At 74.0% G+C, this 13,861-nt stretch carries 15 protein-coding genes; 8 read left to right on the forward strand and 7 right to left on the reverse strand.

The features are described 5' to 3' along the window. From L6E12_RS06480 to L6E12_RS06490, 3 genes are all read left to right on the forward strand, one after another. On the forward strand, positions 1–295 hold a 295-nt coding region (locus L6E12_RS06480), incomplete at its 5' end, for a hypothetical protein (protein ID WP_236226963.1). Continuing rightward, positions 292–1,149: a hypothetical protein gene (locus L6E12_RS06485; protein WP_236226964.1), complete on the forward strand. Its 858-nt coding sequence runs from the start codon at positions 292–294 to the stop codon at positions 1,147–1,149. The genes L6E12_RS06480 and L6E12_RS06485, both read left to right, overlap by 4 nt. A 3-nt stretch (positions 1,150–1,152) precedes the next feature. Then, entirely contained in the window at positions 1,153–1,389 is a 237-nt protein-coding gene (locus L6E12_RS06490) for a hypothetical protein (protein ID WP_236226965.1), read from the forward strand. Here the strand turns inward: L6E12_RS06490 and L6E12_RS06495 are convergent. Beyond that, the gene (locus tag L6E12_RS06495; protein WP_236226966.1) at positions 1,373–2,248 is read right to left on the reverse strand and encodes a 1,4-dihydroxy-2-naphthoate polyprenyltransferase; all 876 of its coding nucleotides are present in this window, start codon (positions 2,246–2,248) and stop codon (positions 1,373–1,375) included. The genes L6E12_RS06490 and L6E12_RS06495 overlap by 17 nt on opposite strands. Positions 2,249–2,313: 65 nt before the next feature. Here L6E12_RS06495 and L6E12_RS06500 point away from each other — a divergent pair, with 65 nt between their 5' ends. Beyond that, positions 2,314–2,925 (forward strand): hypothetical protein, encoded by a 612-nt coding sequence (locus L6E12_RS06500; protein ID WP_236226967.1) that lies wholly within the window; start codon positions 2,314–2,316, stop codon positions 2,923–2,925. Positions 2,926–3,139: 214 nt separating this feature from the next. Here the strand turns inward: L6E12_RS06500 and L6E12_RS06505 are convergent, their stop codons facing one another. After that, positions 3,140–4,201 carry an FAD-dependent monooxygenase gene (locus tag L6E12_RS06505; RefSeq protein ID WP_236226968.1) on the reverse strand — a complete coding sequence of 354 codons (1,062 nt, stop codon included), beginning with the start codon at positions 4,199–4,201 and terminating at the stop codon, positions 3,140–3,142. Between the two features lie 110 nt (positions 4,202–4,311). Here L6E12_RS06505 and L6E12_RS06510 point away from each other — a divergent pair, with 110 nt between their 5' ends. Further along, positions 4,312–5,238 carry a TetR/AcrR family transcriptional regulator C-terminal domain-containing protein gene (locus L6E12_RS06510; protein ID WP_236226969.1) on the forward strand — a complete coding sequence of 309 codons (927 nt, stop codon included), beginning with the start codon at positions 4,312–4,314 and terminating at the stop codon, positions 5,236–5,238. Here L6E12_RS06510 and menE read toward each other — a convergent pair. Next, positions 5,152–6,291, reverse strand: coding sequence for an o-succinylbenzoate--CoA ligase (gene menE, locus L6E12_RS06515; RefSeq protein WP_236226970.1), 1,140 nt, complete (start codon positions 6,289–6,291; stop codon positions 5,152–5,154). The genes L6E12_RS06510 and menE overlap by 87 nt on opposite strands. Before the next feature lie 199 nt (positions 6,292–6,490). Between menE and L6E12_RS06520 the strand changes: the two genes are divergently transcribed. Continuing rightward, positions 6,491–7,390, forward strand: coding sequence for an arylamine N-acetyltransferase (locus L6E12_RS06520; protein ID WP_236226971.1), 900 nt, complete (start codon positions 6,491–6,493; stop codon positions 7,388–7,390). 10 nt (positions 7,391–7,400) lie between these two features. Here the strand turns inward: L6E12_RS06520 and L6E12_RS06525 are convergent, their stop codons facing one another. Further along, the gene (locus L6E12_RS06525; RefSeq protein ID WP_236226972.1) at positions 7,401–8,312 is read right to left on the reverse strand and encodes a 1,4-dihydroxy-2-naphthoyl-CoA synthase; all 912 of its coding nucleotides are present in this window, start codon (positions 8,310–8,312) and stop codon (positions 7,401–7,403) included. A gap of 72 nt (positions 8,313–8,384) precedes the next feature. On the opposite strand from L6E12_RS06525, the gene L6E12_RS06530 reads away from it, so the two are divergent. Beyond that, positions 8,385–9,686 carry a hypothetical protein gene (locus tag L6E12_RS06530; RefSeq protein WP_236226973.1) on the forward strand — a complete coding sequence of 434 codons (1,302 nt, stop codon included), beginning with the start codon at positions 8,385–8,387 and terminating at the stop codon, positions 9,684–9,686. Between the two features lie 489 nt (positions 9,687–10,175). Next, positions 10,176–11,867: a 2-succinyl-5-enolpyruvyl-6-hydroxy-3-cyclohexene-1-carboxylic-acid synthase gene (menD, locus tag L6E12_RS06540; protein ID WP_236226974.1), complete on the forward strand. Its 1,692-nt coding sequence runs from the start codon at positions 10,176–10,178 to the stop codon at positions 11,865–11,867. A gap of 255 nt (positions 11,868–12,122) precedes the next feature. Here menD and L6E12_RS06545 read toward each other — a convergent pair whose 3' ends face one another. From L6E12_RS06545 to L6E12_RS06555, 3 genes are read right to left on the reverse strand one after another with little or no spacing between them, the layout of a single operon-like run. Further along, positions 12,123–12,551, reverse strand: coding sequence for a hypothetical protein (locus tag L6E12_RS06545; protein WP_236226975.1), 429 nt, complete (start codon positions 12,549–12,551; stop codon positions 12,123–12,125). Positions 12,552–12,553: 2 nt separating this feature from the next. Continuing rightward, positions 12,554–13,444, reverse strand: a complete 891-nt coding sequence (locus L6E12_RS06550; RefSeq protein ID WP_236226976.1) for a WXG100 family type VII secretion target — start codon at positions 13,442–13,444, stop codon at positions 12,554–12,556. Beyond that, on the reverse strand, positions 13,444–13,779 hold the full coding sequence (locus L6E12_RS06555; protein ID WP_236226977.1) for a hypothetical protein: 336 nt from the start codon (positions 13,777–13,779) through the stop codon (positions 13,444–13,446). Before L6E12_RS06555 ends, L6E12_RS06550 begins: the two co-directional genes overlap by 1 nt. Between the last annotated feature and the right edge of the window lie 82 nt (positions 13,780–13,861).

A 13,861-nucleotide genomic window follows, 5' to 3' on the forward strand; every position in this document is an offset into this window, starting at 1 on the left:
GGTGGCGCTGCGCCGCCGCCCGTCGCGGTTGCGGCGGGAGCGGGCGGCGGCCGAGCGGGTCGCCAGGGGCAGGCTCGCCGCCGAGGTCACCGCCCTGGCGGGCGAGATCGCCCGGCTCGACGGCCTGGCCCGCGACGGCCGGGCCGCCGAGCTGGTCACCGGCGCCACCGAGCGGTACGCCGTGGCCAGGGACCTGCTCGTCGCGGACGGCGACCTGCCGACCGCGCGGGGTGCGGCGGAGACCGCGCGGGACCGGCTCACCGAGGCCGCGGGGCTGCTGGGGGTGGCGCGGTGAGCGCGCGGGCGGGGTGGAGGGTGCCGCGCCGCTGGCTGGTCGCGCTGGGCGTGGCCGCGGTGGTGGCCCTGAGCTGGGTGGACCTGCTGCTGCTGTTCTCGCCTGCGCGGTCGGCGGTGGCGGCGCTGGACCGGGACGTGGTGTGGGTCGAGCCGGGGGTGGTGGGCGTCGACGCGGACGGGGTCCGGCGGGCGATCGGGGAGCGCCCGCTGACCATGGTGGTCGTCGCCGCCGGGTCCCCGCTCGCCGCGGACGAGTCCGAGGGCTGCACGGCCGTCACCGACACCATCGACGGCATCGTGAACGTCCTGGTCGTCGACGGCCGGTTCGAGCACGGTTGCGAGAGCGACGACCTGCCGCTCACCACCGACCGCTTCGGCTGGGACTTCGCCACCTGGACCGCCTACGACAACACCACCCAGTTCCTCCGCCACGACCACCGGGCCATGGCCGAGCAGCTCGCCGCCATGTACGACAACGACCTCGCCCGCGGCGAGCTGCTGCGCGAGGTCCGCGCGTTCCACTTCCCGGCGTACCGCTACCTCCTCGCCGTCGGCTTGGTCGGCGCCGTCGTGGTGGGCGTGCACGGCGGGTCCGGGCTGCTGGAACGCGGCCTCGCCCACCTCGACGACCGGCGGCGCGAACGCGCGGCGTGGCGGGAGCGGCGGGCGGACCTGGGAGCCGAACTGGCGCTGGTCGCCATGCGGATGGTCCACCTCCCCCCGGCCCCGGAACTCGGCGCCCTGTCCCGCGACTACCTCCGCGCCCTGTCCGACTGGGAAGCCGCCCGCCCCGGCACCTCCCTGTCCGAGGTGGAGGCCCGGGTGCGCGGGCTCCGCGAGCGGGTGCACTGACCGGTGGAGGCGTGGCCGTGGGTGCTGGGGTCGGTCGTCGTGGTGGTGACGGTGACCGCCCCGTACGCGCGCCGCCCGCGCCCGGCGCGGGACCTGCTGTCGCGGCTGGAATTCGAACTGGACGACCGGGCGGAGGCCGAGCGCTGCCGCACCCCGGCCGGTTCGGCGCCTGCCCCCGGCGCGGGGGCGCGGGCCGAGCGGTGGGCGCGGGCGGGCCTGGCGGCTATCGGGCGAGGGTGAGGGCGGCGGTGGTGACGGCCGCCCAGAGCAGCATCGCCAACCCGGTCTGCTTCAACACGGGGATCAGGTTGAGCCCGGTCTCCTTGCCCAGCACCAACTTCAACCCCGGAACCACCAGCACAACCGCCACGACGCCCGCCAACGCCCACGGCGTCCACAGCACCAGCGCGACGCTCACCAGGAACGGCAGCACCACCAGGGCGGCGTAGAGGACGCGGGTCCGCTCCTCCCCGAGCCGCACCGCCAGCGTGTTCTTCCCCGCGACCCGGTCGGTGGGAACGTCCCGCAGGTTGTTCGCCACGAGCACGGCCGCGGAGAACCCCCCCATCGCCACCGCCCCACCAACCCCGACCCAACTGACCCGCCCGGTCTGCACGTACTCGGTCCCCAACACCGCGAACACCCCGAAGAACAGGAAGACCGCGACCTCACCCCACCCGGAGTACCCGTACGGCCTGTCGCCACCGGTGTAGAACCACGCCCCCGCGATGCTGACGGCCCCCAGCAGCAACAGCCACCAGTACCCCGACAGCGCCACGAGCACCAACCCCGCCACCGCCCCGATCCCGAAGCAGGCGAACGCCGCCCCCTTCACCGACCCCGGCGCGGCCACCCCCGACCCCACCAACCGCAACGGCCCCACCCGCTCGGCATCGGTCCCCCGAACCCCGTCGGAGTAGTCGTTGGCGTAGTTCACCCCCACCTGCAACGACAACGACACCACCAACGCCAACACCGCCCGCACCCAAGAGAACCCACCCCCGGCGACAGCGGCCCCCGCCCCCACCAGCACCGGCGCCACGGAGTTCGGCAACGTCCGCACCCGCGCGCCTTCGATCCACTCCGCCACAGTCGCCATGCCCACCATCTTCACCGATGGCAACGGCGCCCCCGCCCACGGGTGGCGACCATTACGCTCATCCGATGCTCCACGGGATCCCCCCGCCCGCACCGCCCGCCACCGCCTTCATGGACGAGTCCTTCCTGGAGGCCGCCGGTTCAGGGTTCTATGTCCTCGCCGCTGCGGTGTTCGAACCAGGCGCCGAACAGCACGCCCGGGCCGAGATGCTGCGCCTGCGCGGCACGCGGGCGATCAGCAAACTGCACTGGAACGAGATGGACACCGGGCAGCGCCACGCCGCCGCGCGGACCGTGGCGGCCCTCGATTCGATGAGCGTGGTGGCGGTCGGCACGCCGGTCCCGGCGAAGCGGCAGGAGCGGGCCAGGGCGAAGTGCCTGGAGCGGATGGTCACCGAGCTGCACGGCTGGGGCGTGGAGCTGCTGCTGATCGAGGCCCGCACCGCTCAGCTCGACGACCGCGACCTGCGGACGGTGATCGGCGCCCGCTATAACCTGCCCAAGGGCGCCTGCTTCCAGGCCGAGCACCGAGCGGGCGCGGCGGAGCCGCTGTTCTGGGCCGCCGACATCGTCGCCGGGGCGGTCAGGGCGGAGAGGATGGGCAAACCTGGTTTCAAGGCCGCGCTGGCGGACCGCCTCTATGAGCTGGCGGTCGACACCGGTTGCGGACATGCGTAAGGCCAGGGTCCCGGTCTGCCCCAGGTGCACCTGGCCTTGCGACTCGCTCGCCGCCCACGACGGCTAGCTGCCATCACACTACACGTGAGCACGCCGATAGGACACACTCGAACACGCCGACAAGGGCTTGAGGGTCGATACCGGGCGCTCGGTGACCACGCCGTAGTGCGGCGGGGCGGTCGGCGAGGGTGGCCACTGCGAGGTCCATGCGTTCCTAGTACGCCTTGAGGTCGATGGCGTCCACCGCTTTGCGCATGGCCTCCGGGGGCGGCGGGGCGCCCTGGTGCTCGGTGGCGAGGGCCTGGTTGAGCCGCACGTACTCGCACATCGCCGACTCGTACCCGGCGAGGCCACCGCCGTGGGTCAGTTCGCCCGCCAGCACGTACGCGCCGACCAGGGCCAGGCTGGTGCCCTGCCCGGACAGCGGGGACGGGCAGTGCGCGGCGTCGCCGAGCAGGCCGACCCGGCCGCGCGACCAGGTGTCGAGGTGGACCTGGCTCATGGTGTCGCAGTAGAAGTCCGGCGCGGTCAGCATGGCCTCGACCAGGGCGGGGGTTTCCCAGCCGCCGCCCGCGAATGCCTCGGCGACCAGGGTGCGCTGGGCCTCGGGGTCGCGGGGCAGGTCGGTGCAGTGCCAGCCCATGACCACCCGGGCCTCGGCGTTGGCGCGGGCGCTGTAGACGCCGACCATGCCCGCGTCGCTGCTGTGGAAGACCTGCCAGCGGTCGAGGCCGAAGGTGTTGGGGGTGCTGAACACGGCCAGCGCCACGCCGAGGTGGTGCAGGGCGACCTCGCCGAAGGCCAGGGAGCGGACCCGGGAGTGCAGGCCGTCGGCGCCGATGACCAGGTCGAAGCGGCGTGGGGCGGAGCGCTCGAAGTGGACCAGCACGCCGTGGTCGTCCTGGTCGAGGGCCGTGATCGTGTCGCCGTAGAGGTACTCGGCGGGGGCGGCGCGGACGAGGGTGTCCGACAGGTCGTCGCGGAGGACCTCGATGTCGGGGCCGTCGACCGGGCCGCCGGTGAAGGTCTCGCCCTCGGTGCGGGACAGTTCGGCGCCCTCGGCGTCCACGTAGGACGTGCCGAGGGTGCCGGTGCGGGCGGCGCGGACCTCGGCGAGCACGCCCATGCGGTCGAGCACCTCGACGGCGGGGCCGCGGACGTCGATGGCCTGCCCGCCCGGTCGCGGAGCCGGGGCGCGCTCGACGACGGTCGGGGCGAAGCCGTGGTGGCGCAGCCAGTAGGCGAGGGCGGGACCGGCCACCCCTGCGCCGGACACCAGAACTGTGTGTACGTCGTATGCTGTCATAGAGAGCAAAGTACACAGCGTTTCAGCAGGTCACCAGTAGTACAGTTGTTCCTGCTGTACTAGGACAGGGAGGGTGGGACATGGACGCGCCGTACCTGGTCATCGCCGCGGAGATCCGGCGGCGGGTGGCCGACGGGGAGCTGCGGCCGGGTGACCGCGTGCCCTCCACCAGGGAGATCACCCGGGAGTGGGGCGTGGCCCTGGCGACCGCGACCAAGGCCCTGGCCGTGCTGCGCCGCGAGGGCGTGGTCGAGGCGCTGCCGCGGATCGGCACGGTGGTCGCGGCCGGGGTTCCGGTGCGCAGGCGCGAGCCGGAGCTGTCGCGGGGCCGGATCGTCGAGGTGGCCGTGGAACTCGCCGACGCCGAGGGGCTGGCGGCGCTGTCCATGCGCGGGATCGCCGCCCGGCTCGGCGTGGCGACGATGGCGCCGTACCGGCACGTCGCGGGCAAGGACGAGCTGGTGCTGCTGATGATCGACCACGCCCTGGGCACCGTGCCGCTGCCGGACACCGCTCCCCCGGACTGGCGCACGGGGCTGGAGGTCGCCGCCCGGGCGCAGTGGGCGGTCTACCGGCGCCACCCCTGGCTGGCGCACGCGCTCTCGCTGACCCGGCCGCAACTGCTGCCGAACGCGGTGGCCCACTCGGAGTGGATGCTGCGCTCGCTCGACGGCCTGGGCCTGGCGCCCGCGGTGGCGTTCCAGGTGTACGTCACGGTGTTCAACCACGTGCGCGGCACCGCGGTGAACCTGGAGTGGGAGCGCGAGGCGGAGAGCGCGTCCGGGCTGACCGACGAGCAGTGGATGGACACCCAGTCGACCGCGCTGCGGGCGGTGCTGGCCACCGGCCGCTTCCCGGTGTTCGCCCGCACGGTGGCGGGCGGGGTCGACCTGGAGCTGGACGAGCTGTTCGACTTCGGCCTACAGCGCCTCCTCGACGGCATCGGCGGCCACCTCGCCGAGCAGCGCGGCGACGGCGGTGCGGTCGACCTTCCCGGGCCCGCGTAGCGGCAGCCCGGCCACCACCCGCACCCGCTTCGGCGCGGCCACCGGCCCCAGCTCCGCGCGCACCGCGGCCACGAGCCCCCGCACGTCGACGGACCCGGAGACGACCACCGCGGCGGCCACCGACTGCCCCCACTCGGGGTCGGGCAGGCCGACGACGCAGGCCTCCAGCACCCCGGGGCACCCGGTCAACACCCGCTCCACGGCGGCGGGCGGCACCTTCTCCCCACCGGTGTTGATCACGTCGTCGGCCCGGCCGAGGACGGTCAGCACCCGGCCGTCGAACGCGCCGAGGTCGTTGGTGCGGAACCAGCCGCCCGCGAAGGCGGGGTTGCCGGGGTCGAGGCGGTAGCCCGAGGCCAGGGTCGGCCCGGCCAGGTGGACCAGGCCGTCTGCGGTGCGCACGCGCACGCCGTCGAGGGGGACGCCGTCGTAGACGCAGCCGCCCGAGGTCTCGCTCATGCCGTAGGTGGTGCGGACGCGGACGCCCTCGGCGCGGGCGCGGTCGAGCAGGGCGGGCGGGGTGGCGGCACCGCCGACCAGCACCCCGTCGAAGGCGCGCAGCGCGGCCAGGGCGGCACCGCCCTCGGCGAGCAGCCGGGTGAGCTGGGTCGGCACCAGCGCGGTGTAGCGGGGGCCGTCCGCGGTGAGCACGTCCGCCGCCGACTCCACGAACACCCGCCCCCGGAAGCTCCCGGGCGGCAGCACGGACAGCGGGGTCCCGGCCAGCAGCGAGCGCACCACGACCTGCACCCCGGCGATGTGGTGCGCGGGCATGGCCAGCAGCCAGGTCCCCGGCCCGCCCAGCCGGGCGTGCGTGGCCTCGGCGGAGGCGCGCAGCGCCGCGGCGGGCAGCAGCACCCCCTTGGGCGCACCGGTCGACCCGGACGTCCGGACGACCAGCGCGGTGCCCGGCTCCACCGGCAGGTCCGGCCGCATCGCCGCGGCGGACTCCCCCGCCGCCAGCGGCAGCACCGCCGGTCCGGTGCCGTCCAACGCCGCCCGCAGCGGCCCGACCAGGGGGCCGGGACCGCCTGCCAGTTCGACCACTCGCATGCGCCCATCCTTCCAGCAGACCGATCTCTGCCCCTACGCTGCGACGGACCCGCTCACCCGGACGAGAGGACCCCAGGCGATGCCGCAGAAGGTCTCCACCTTTCCGGCGACCCGCCGCGCGGAACCGCCTGCCGGGGCACCGCTTTCGCCGACCGGGCGGCGCGCGGGCGCACCCCGGCCGCTCGACCCCGCCTGAGCCGTGCCGCAGCGCACCTGGCGCCGCCCCCTCGACGAGGGCCTGCGCGACGCGTACCTGACCCGGCTCGGCTTCCCGAGCCCGCCGCCACCCACCCTCGACACCCTGCGCGCGCTGCACCGCGCGCAGATCGAGGGCGTGCCGTACGAGGTCGTGTGGATCGCCCTGCGCGAGCCGCGGACCGTCGAACCCCTCGACTCGATGGGCTACCTGGTCTCCGGTCGCGGCGGCTACTGCTACCACCTCAACGGAGCCCTGGCGGTGCTGCTGGACTGGCTCGGCTTCGACGTCCACCTGCGCGTCGGCGGCGCGCAGGGCCGCAACGACCCGGTGGCCCCCGGCGCCACCGGCACGCACATGGCCATCGAGGTGCACGGCCTGCCCGCCCCCGGGTGCGCGGGCGGGCGGTGGTTCGTCGACACCGGTCTCGGCGACGGCCTGCGCGACCCGCTGCCGCTGGTGCCCGGCGACCACCGGGCCGACCCGTTCCGGTTCCGGCTGCGCCCCTCGGACGTCGTTCCCGGCGGTTGGCGCTTCGACCACGACCCTCGTGGTGCGTTCGCCGGGATGGACTTCGCTCCCTCCGAGGCCAGTATCGCCGACTTCACCGACAAGCACCGGGAGTTGTCCACAGCCCCCGATTCGGGGTTCGTCCGCACCGTCACCGTGGCCCGCCGCGAGGGGCGGGTGATCCACGAACTGCGCGGCCTGGCACTGCAAACGGTCGCCCCGGGCGGCGAGGACTCCTCGGTCCTCACCGCCCGCGCCGACTACTTCGCCGCCCTGGCCGACCTGTTCCGGCTACCTCTGTCCGATGTGGACGAGAGCAGGCGCGGGGTGCTGTGGAACCGGCTGCGCGAGGACCACGAGCGCTACCTGCTCGCCCAGACCGGTTCTCAGTAGCAGCCGGTTCTCAGTAGTAGTAGGGGAAGCGGGACCAGTCCGGGTCGCGCTTCTCCAGGAACGCGTCGCGGCCCTCCACGGCCTCGTCGGTCATGTAGGCGAGCCGCGTGGTCTCCCCCGCGAACACCTGCTGCCCGACCAGGCCGTCGTCGATGGCGTTGAAGGCGTACTTGAGCATCCGCTGCGCCGTGGGCGACTTGCCGTTGACCTCGCGCGCCCACTCCAGCGCGGTCGCCTCCAGCTCCGCGTGCGGCACCGCCTGGTTCACCGCGCCCATCGCCACCATGTCCTCGGCGGTGTAGGTGCGGCCGAGGAAGAAGATCTCCCTGGCGAACTTCTGCCCCACCTGCCGGGCCAGGTACGCCGAGCCGAACCCGCCGTCGAAGCTGCCCACGTCGGCGTCGGTCTGCTTGAACCGGGCGTGCTCGGCGCTGGCGAGGGTGAGGTCGCAGGTCACGTGCAGGCTGTGCCCGCCGCCCGCGGCCCAGCCGGGGACCACGGCGATGACGACCTTGGGCATGAACCGGATCAGCCGCTGCACCTCCAGGATGTGCAGCCGCCCGGCGCGGGCCGGGTCGACCGTCTCCGAGGTGTCGCCGCTGGCGTACTGGTAGCCGGTGCGACCACGGATGCGCTGGTCGCCGCCGGAGCAGAACGCCCAGCCGCCGTCCTTGGCCGAGGGGCCGTTGCCGGTGAGCAGCACGCAGCCGATGTCGGAGCTCATCCGCGCGTGGTCCAGCGCCCGGTACAGCTCGTCGACGGTGTGCGGGCGGAAGGCGTTGCGCACCTCCGGCCGGTCGAACGCGATGCGCACGGCCCCGGTGCCCACCGCCCGGTGGTAGGTGATGTCGGTGAAGTCGAACCCGGCGACCTCGGTCCACTGCGCCGGGTCGAACAACTCGGAAACCTCGCGTTCAGCCACGCGCCCGAGGATGCCCGACGCCCTGTGGACAGCCGTTCGCGGGGTTGCGGGTCGGCGTGTAAAGCTGGACCCGTGCACGACCTGGACTCCGCGCTGGACGTGATCCGCGCGCGGGACGACACCGCGGCGAAGCACGCACACGCGCTCTGGCACGTGATGCGGGCCACCGCCGCACACCCGACGAAGGTCACCCGCTACGACGTGCAGCAGATGGTGTGGCGCACGCTGCCCGGCGCCCACCACAGCCCCGGCGGCGAGGGCGCCTTCGACGACCTGCACCAGACCTGCGAGTCCTTCGCCGAGCTGCTGTTCCTGCTCGGGCACGAGGAGTACGCCGGGCTGTGCCGCTCGGCGGTCACGCACGAGATCCTCGACGCCGCCGCCGACCGGCCGCGCTACCGGGAGCTGGTGGCCGCGGCGTGGGCGGCCTCGGGCGTGTGGCCGCCGGACACCCCCGTGCTGAGCTGGGCCGAGGACGGCGGGCCGGTCGAGACAGCCCTGCACGCCGCCTGCGGCAGGCTGCTGGAGGAGGCCGTCGAGCAGGGCACGCTGCCCGCCGACGGCAGCGGCGAACCGATGCGGGTCGGCCTGGTGATGCGCCTGCTGACCAGCCCGGAGTCCGAGGGCGAGGAGTCCTGGTTCGCCCGGCTGCTCGACGAGCGCCTCGACGCCTGGTTCACCCGCCGCGGCAGCCAGACCCGCCGCGAGATGCTGGTGCGGCTGCGCCCGGAGGTCCGCCGGGCCCCGGAGACCACCGAGGAGCGCCTGCCCGCCCTGACCGTCCTGCTGGAGTCCTGCCGGGGTGCCGGGGCGAAGCTGACCGGCAGCGGCTACCTGCCCACGGCCCTGGTGGCGACGCTGGTGGAGGTCATGCCCGCCTGCCGCGGCGGTGCGGGCACGGGCCGCAGCGAGTCGCAGTGGCCCCCGGTGGCCCTGCTGCGCGAACTGGCCGAGCGGATGGACCTGCTCACGCGCGAGGGCGGCCGACTCCGCCTCACCGACCAGGGCGCCGCCCTCATCGGCGACGCCGACTCCCTGCTGATGACCGTCGGCGAACGCCTGGTGACGCGGGAGCGGACGGTGCTGGGCGCGGTCCAGGAGGTCGTGTTCGCGTCCCTGCTGCTCGAAGAGCGCATGGCCCCGGCCAGGGTGTTCGAGAAGATCGCGTTCGTGCTGGCCGAGGAGGGCTGGTCGGGCGAACCGGGCCCCGCCAACGCCACCGAACTGGGCGAGCACTTCCTGCGCAGGCTGTGGGTCCTCGAAGCGGTGGACGCCGACCCGACCGGCCGCCGAGTGGCCCTGACGGACGCGGGCCGGGCCCTGGCCCGCTGGTCCCTGCGGGCCAGGGTGCTGTTCCCGGCCCGGGCGGAATGAGGCGGCCGTGCCGAACGCGCCCACCCGCGTGACCGCCCCACGAGCCCCCGCGACCACCCGCTGGGCGCCCCCCACGCCCCCGGCCACGCGCCGACCCGGCCTCCGGGCGAACGCCCCGACCACCACAGCAGCCGAACCGCGGGCCACCCCCGCAAACCCGGCCACCACACCGGCAGCCCCCCGGGCCACCCACAGCACCCCGGCCACCACCGCGGCGGCGAGCCCACGGGCCGCCGAGGCGAACCCGGCCGCAGGCGCGGCCGCGGCGATGATCGGCTTGCGGGCCGTCGAAGCCCACCGAGCCACCACCGCGATGGCCGGACCACGGCCCGCAAGCACGCGCCCGGCCACCGCTCCGGCGGATCGCGGCTGTCCGCTGCCGGGCGACACAGTGATCGACCCGGTGCCGTGGTGGGCGGTGGGTGGGCGGGTACCGCGTGCCCGGTTGCCGCGCCGGGTGCCGAGGGGCGATGAGGGAATGGAGTTGTGGTGAACCCGTCCACCGCGATGGCCACCGTGGTGGTCGACGAACTGGTGCGCAACGACGTGCGGCAGGTGGTGCTGTGCCCGGGGTCGCGCAACGCGCCGTTGAGCCTGGCGCTGCACGAGGCGGCGGTCGCGGGGCGGGTGACGCTGCACGTGCGGGTGGACGAGCGGTCGGCCGGGTTCGTGGCGCTGGGGTTGGGGCGGGCGACCGGGCGGCCCGCGGCGGTGGTGTGCACGTCGGGGACGGCGGTGGCGAACCTGCACCCGTCGGTGCTGGAGGCGCACCACTCCGGGGTCGGGTTGCTGCTGATCACCGCGGACCGGCCGCCGGAGCTGCACGGCAGCGGCGCGAACCAGACCATCGACCAGCGCGGCATCTTCGGCAGCGCGGCGGTGGCGGTGGACTTCCCGGTGGCCGAGCGGCGGACCGGGCAGAACCCGGTGTGGCGCGGGCTGGTGTGCCGGGGGGTGGCGCGGGCGGAGACCGGCATCCCGGTGCAGCTCAACATCCCGTTCCGCGAGCCCCTGGTGCCCACCTTCGGCGATTCGTGGCCGGACGCGCTGACCGGGCGGCCGGGTGGGGCGCGGTGGACGACGTCGTCGGTGCCGCGGTCGGTGCCGGACAACCGGGTCGACTTCCCGCTGCCCGCCCGGTCGGTGGTGGTCGTCGGCAGCGGCGACCCGGTGCGGGCCACGGCGGCGGCCGGGGTGGCGGCGCGGGCGGGCTGGCCGGTGGTGGCCGAACCGGTGGGCGCCGCGGCGGCGCTGGCCGGTGGGGCGGCGGTGCTGCGCGGCGGGCCGCTGCTGCTGGGCACCGGTGCGCTCCCGCCGTCGCTGCGGCCGGAGGCGGTGATCGTCGTCGGCAGGCCCACGCTGTCGCGCGGGGTGCGCGGGCTGATGGACCGGGTCGCGGTGTACGGCATCGGCGACCACCCGCAGTGGACCGACCCGCAGTACGTGGCCACCCACGTGCGCGGCTGGCTGGACGAGGACGACCTGCGCTGGGTCACCGACCACGACCCCGCCTGGCTGTCGGCGTGGCGCGAGGCCGAGCAGGCGGCGACCCTGGCGGTGGAGAAGCTGCTCGGTGAGGAGACCTGGCCCACCGGCCTGCACGTGGCCCGCGAGGTGCTGGAGGCACTCCCCACCGGCGCGTCCTTGGTCCTCGGCTCCTCGAACCCGGTCCGCGACCTGGACCTGGTCTCCACCCCCCGCCCCGACGTCACCATCCACGCCAACCGCGGCGTGGCGGGCATCGACGGCAACCTCTCCACCGCGGTCGGCGTGGGCCTGGGCAGCACCGCGCCCGGCTACGCCCTGATGGGCGACCTGACCTTCCTGCACGACGCCAACGCCCTCCTCATCGGCCCCACCGAGCCCCGCCCCGACCTCTGCGCCGTAGTCCTCAACGACGACGGCGGCGGCATCTTCTCCCTCCTGGAACAGGGCGCCGCCGAGCACCAGAACGGCTTCGAACGCGTCTTCGGCACCCCCACCGGCGCCGACCTCGGCGCGCTGTGCACGGGCTACGGCGTGCCCCACACCCTGGTCACCACCCCGACCGAACTCCGCTCAGCCCTCACCCCCACCCCGGGCCTGCGGGTAGTCGAAGTCCGCGCCGACCGCGACCGCCTCCGCGACCTGCACGCCCGCCTCCGCGCCGCAGTCGGCGAAGCCGTGACCGCGGTGGTCTGACCCACCCCACCCAGCCACCTGCCCGGCTCGCCTGCCGCGCACCTCGCCCGCATGGCCGACCCCACCCGGTCACACTGGGCCCATGATCGCCGTAGGGCCCCCGGCCAAGCACATCCACCCAGCCGGGCACCCCACCAAAACCCCGGCGCTTTGAGCCGGGCAGCCAAGCAAACCGCACGCAGAACCGAGAGCGGGCCACCAGGAGGTAGCCCGCTCTCGGTAGCCCGGAAAACAGCCCGCTCTCGGCGGGAACGGCTAGCGTTTGCGCATGATCGGTCCGCTGAAGTCGTCCGGGTCGTCCTCCGGGGGGACGCCCGCGGCGATGATCTCGTTCAGCGTGTGGCCCTCCTCGATGAGGGCGTACGCCTGCCGCATCTGCGGGAGACCCGCCTCCAACGCTTCCTGGACCCCTTCCGCACCCGCGGCCCGGCCGCTCGTGATGTCGCGCCAGGTGAACTCGCCCGCGTCGATTCGGGCCTGGAGGGCTCGTTGGGCGGGGGTGGCGTCCGGGCCCCGGTTGTGGGCCGAGATCAGTTCGACGTCCTCGTCCGTCAGCGTGGTTTCGGGGGTGTCGGCGAAGCGGGCGGCGGTTTCGGCGACCGTGGCGTCCAGGGCGGCCAGGGCGAGGTCCAGGTCGGCTTCGGCCTCGCGGAGTTGGACGTTCTTCCAGTTCTCGTCGGGCATGGTCAGCTCGCCGCCGGTTCGGGTTCGGGCGCGGGGGCCGGGGCGGGGTTGCGTTCCTGCTGGTACTCGCCGTAGTGCTTGTTGGCCTTGTAGCCGTTCTTGCCCGCCGAGACGGCGCCCTTGGCCGTGGTCTTGAGGCCGCCCGCGGCCTGGTCCTTGCCCGCGTTGATGTCGTCGCGGGCGTCGGAGATGTCGTTGGCGGAGTTGATGGCGTCGTTGACGTTGCGGATGTCCTTGATCTTGCCGATGGCGCTGCCCAGGTCCTGGACGCCCTGCACGACGGACTTGCAGCCCTCGATGATGGCCTTGATGCCGTTGATGATGGTCATGACCGCGTTGTAGATCTCGATGGCGTCGATCACCGTCTTGACCGCCTTGGCCCAGCCCACCACCGGGATGGGCAGCAGGGCGATGGCTTCGAGCAGTTTGTTGACCAGCTTCTTGATGAGCTTGAGCGCCTGGTCGCACGCCTTCTTCGAGGCGTCGGCGACCTTCTCGAAGGCGGTGCCGACCAGTTTGGCGGCTTGGGCGTCCGCTTCGATCGCGACTGTCCACATGGTGCGGATGCGCAGGGCGAAGGCGTCCGCCGCCGCGCCGTCCCAGTGCGGGTCGAGTTCGTCGAGGCCGGTGTTGAGGTTGTCGCGGACGGCCTGGAGGGCGTCGCAGACGTTGTCCCACTGCTTGCCGGTGGTGGCGATCTTCTCGAAGTCGCCGGTGATGGGGGCGATGAGGGAGGTGACCAGGTCGTCGCCGACGACCTTCTCCCAGATCCAGTTCACGACCTGGACCTGCACGCCCGCTTCGCTGATGGCGTCGGAGATGCTGGGGCCGCCCTGGAGGTTCGCCTCGTTGTTCAGGGCGGCGATCGGGTCGGCGGTGTCCGCGTAGCCCATCAGTTGCCACCCACCGTCGGGATGTTCGACACGGTGTCCACAGTGGTCATCCGGGTGACGTTGGTGGCGTCCGCGCGGTCGTAGGCGTCCGCGGCTCCGGTGAGGGACCGGTGCAGCTCGGACATCTTGTCGTGCCCGAACTTCAGCGTCTCCGCGTACAGGCCGACCGCCCCGTCGACCACCGGGACCAGCAGGGACAGCAGGCCGGTGAAACCGCTGGTGTCGCCGCCCTTGTCCCTGGCGTGACCCCCGATCGCCGAGAAGTGCCCCGCGTTGCGCTCCAACAATCCCGCGTACCCGCGCAACTGTGCTGTCTCGACCATGAACTCGCTCATCGCGGCTCCCCACCACTCCCGTGCCTGACCCCGGGGTTGACGGTCCGCAGGGGACACCGGTTCCGAACTCCGGTGGTGCTTT

The organism is Actinokineospora sp. PR83 (assembly GCF_021056305.1).
GTDB lineage: Bacteria > Actinomycetota > Actinomycetes > Mycobacteriales > Pseudonocardiaceae > Actinokineospora > Actinokineospora spheciospongiae.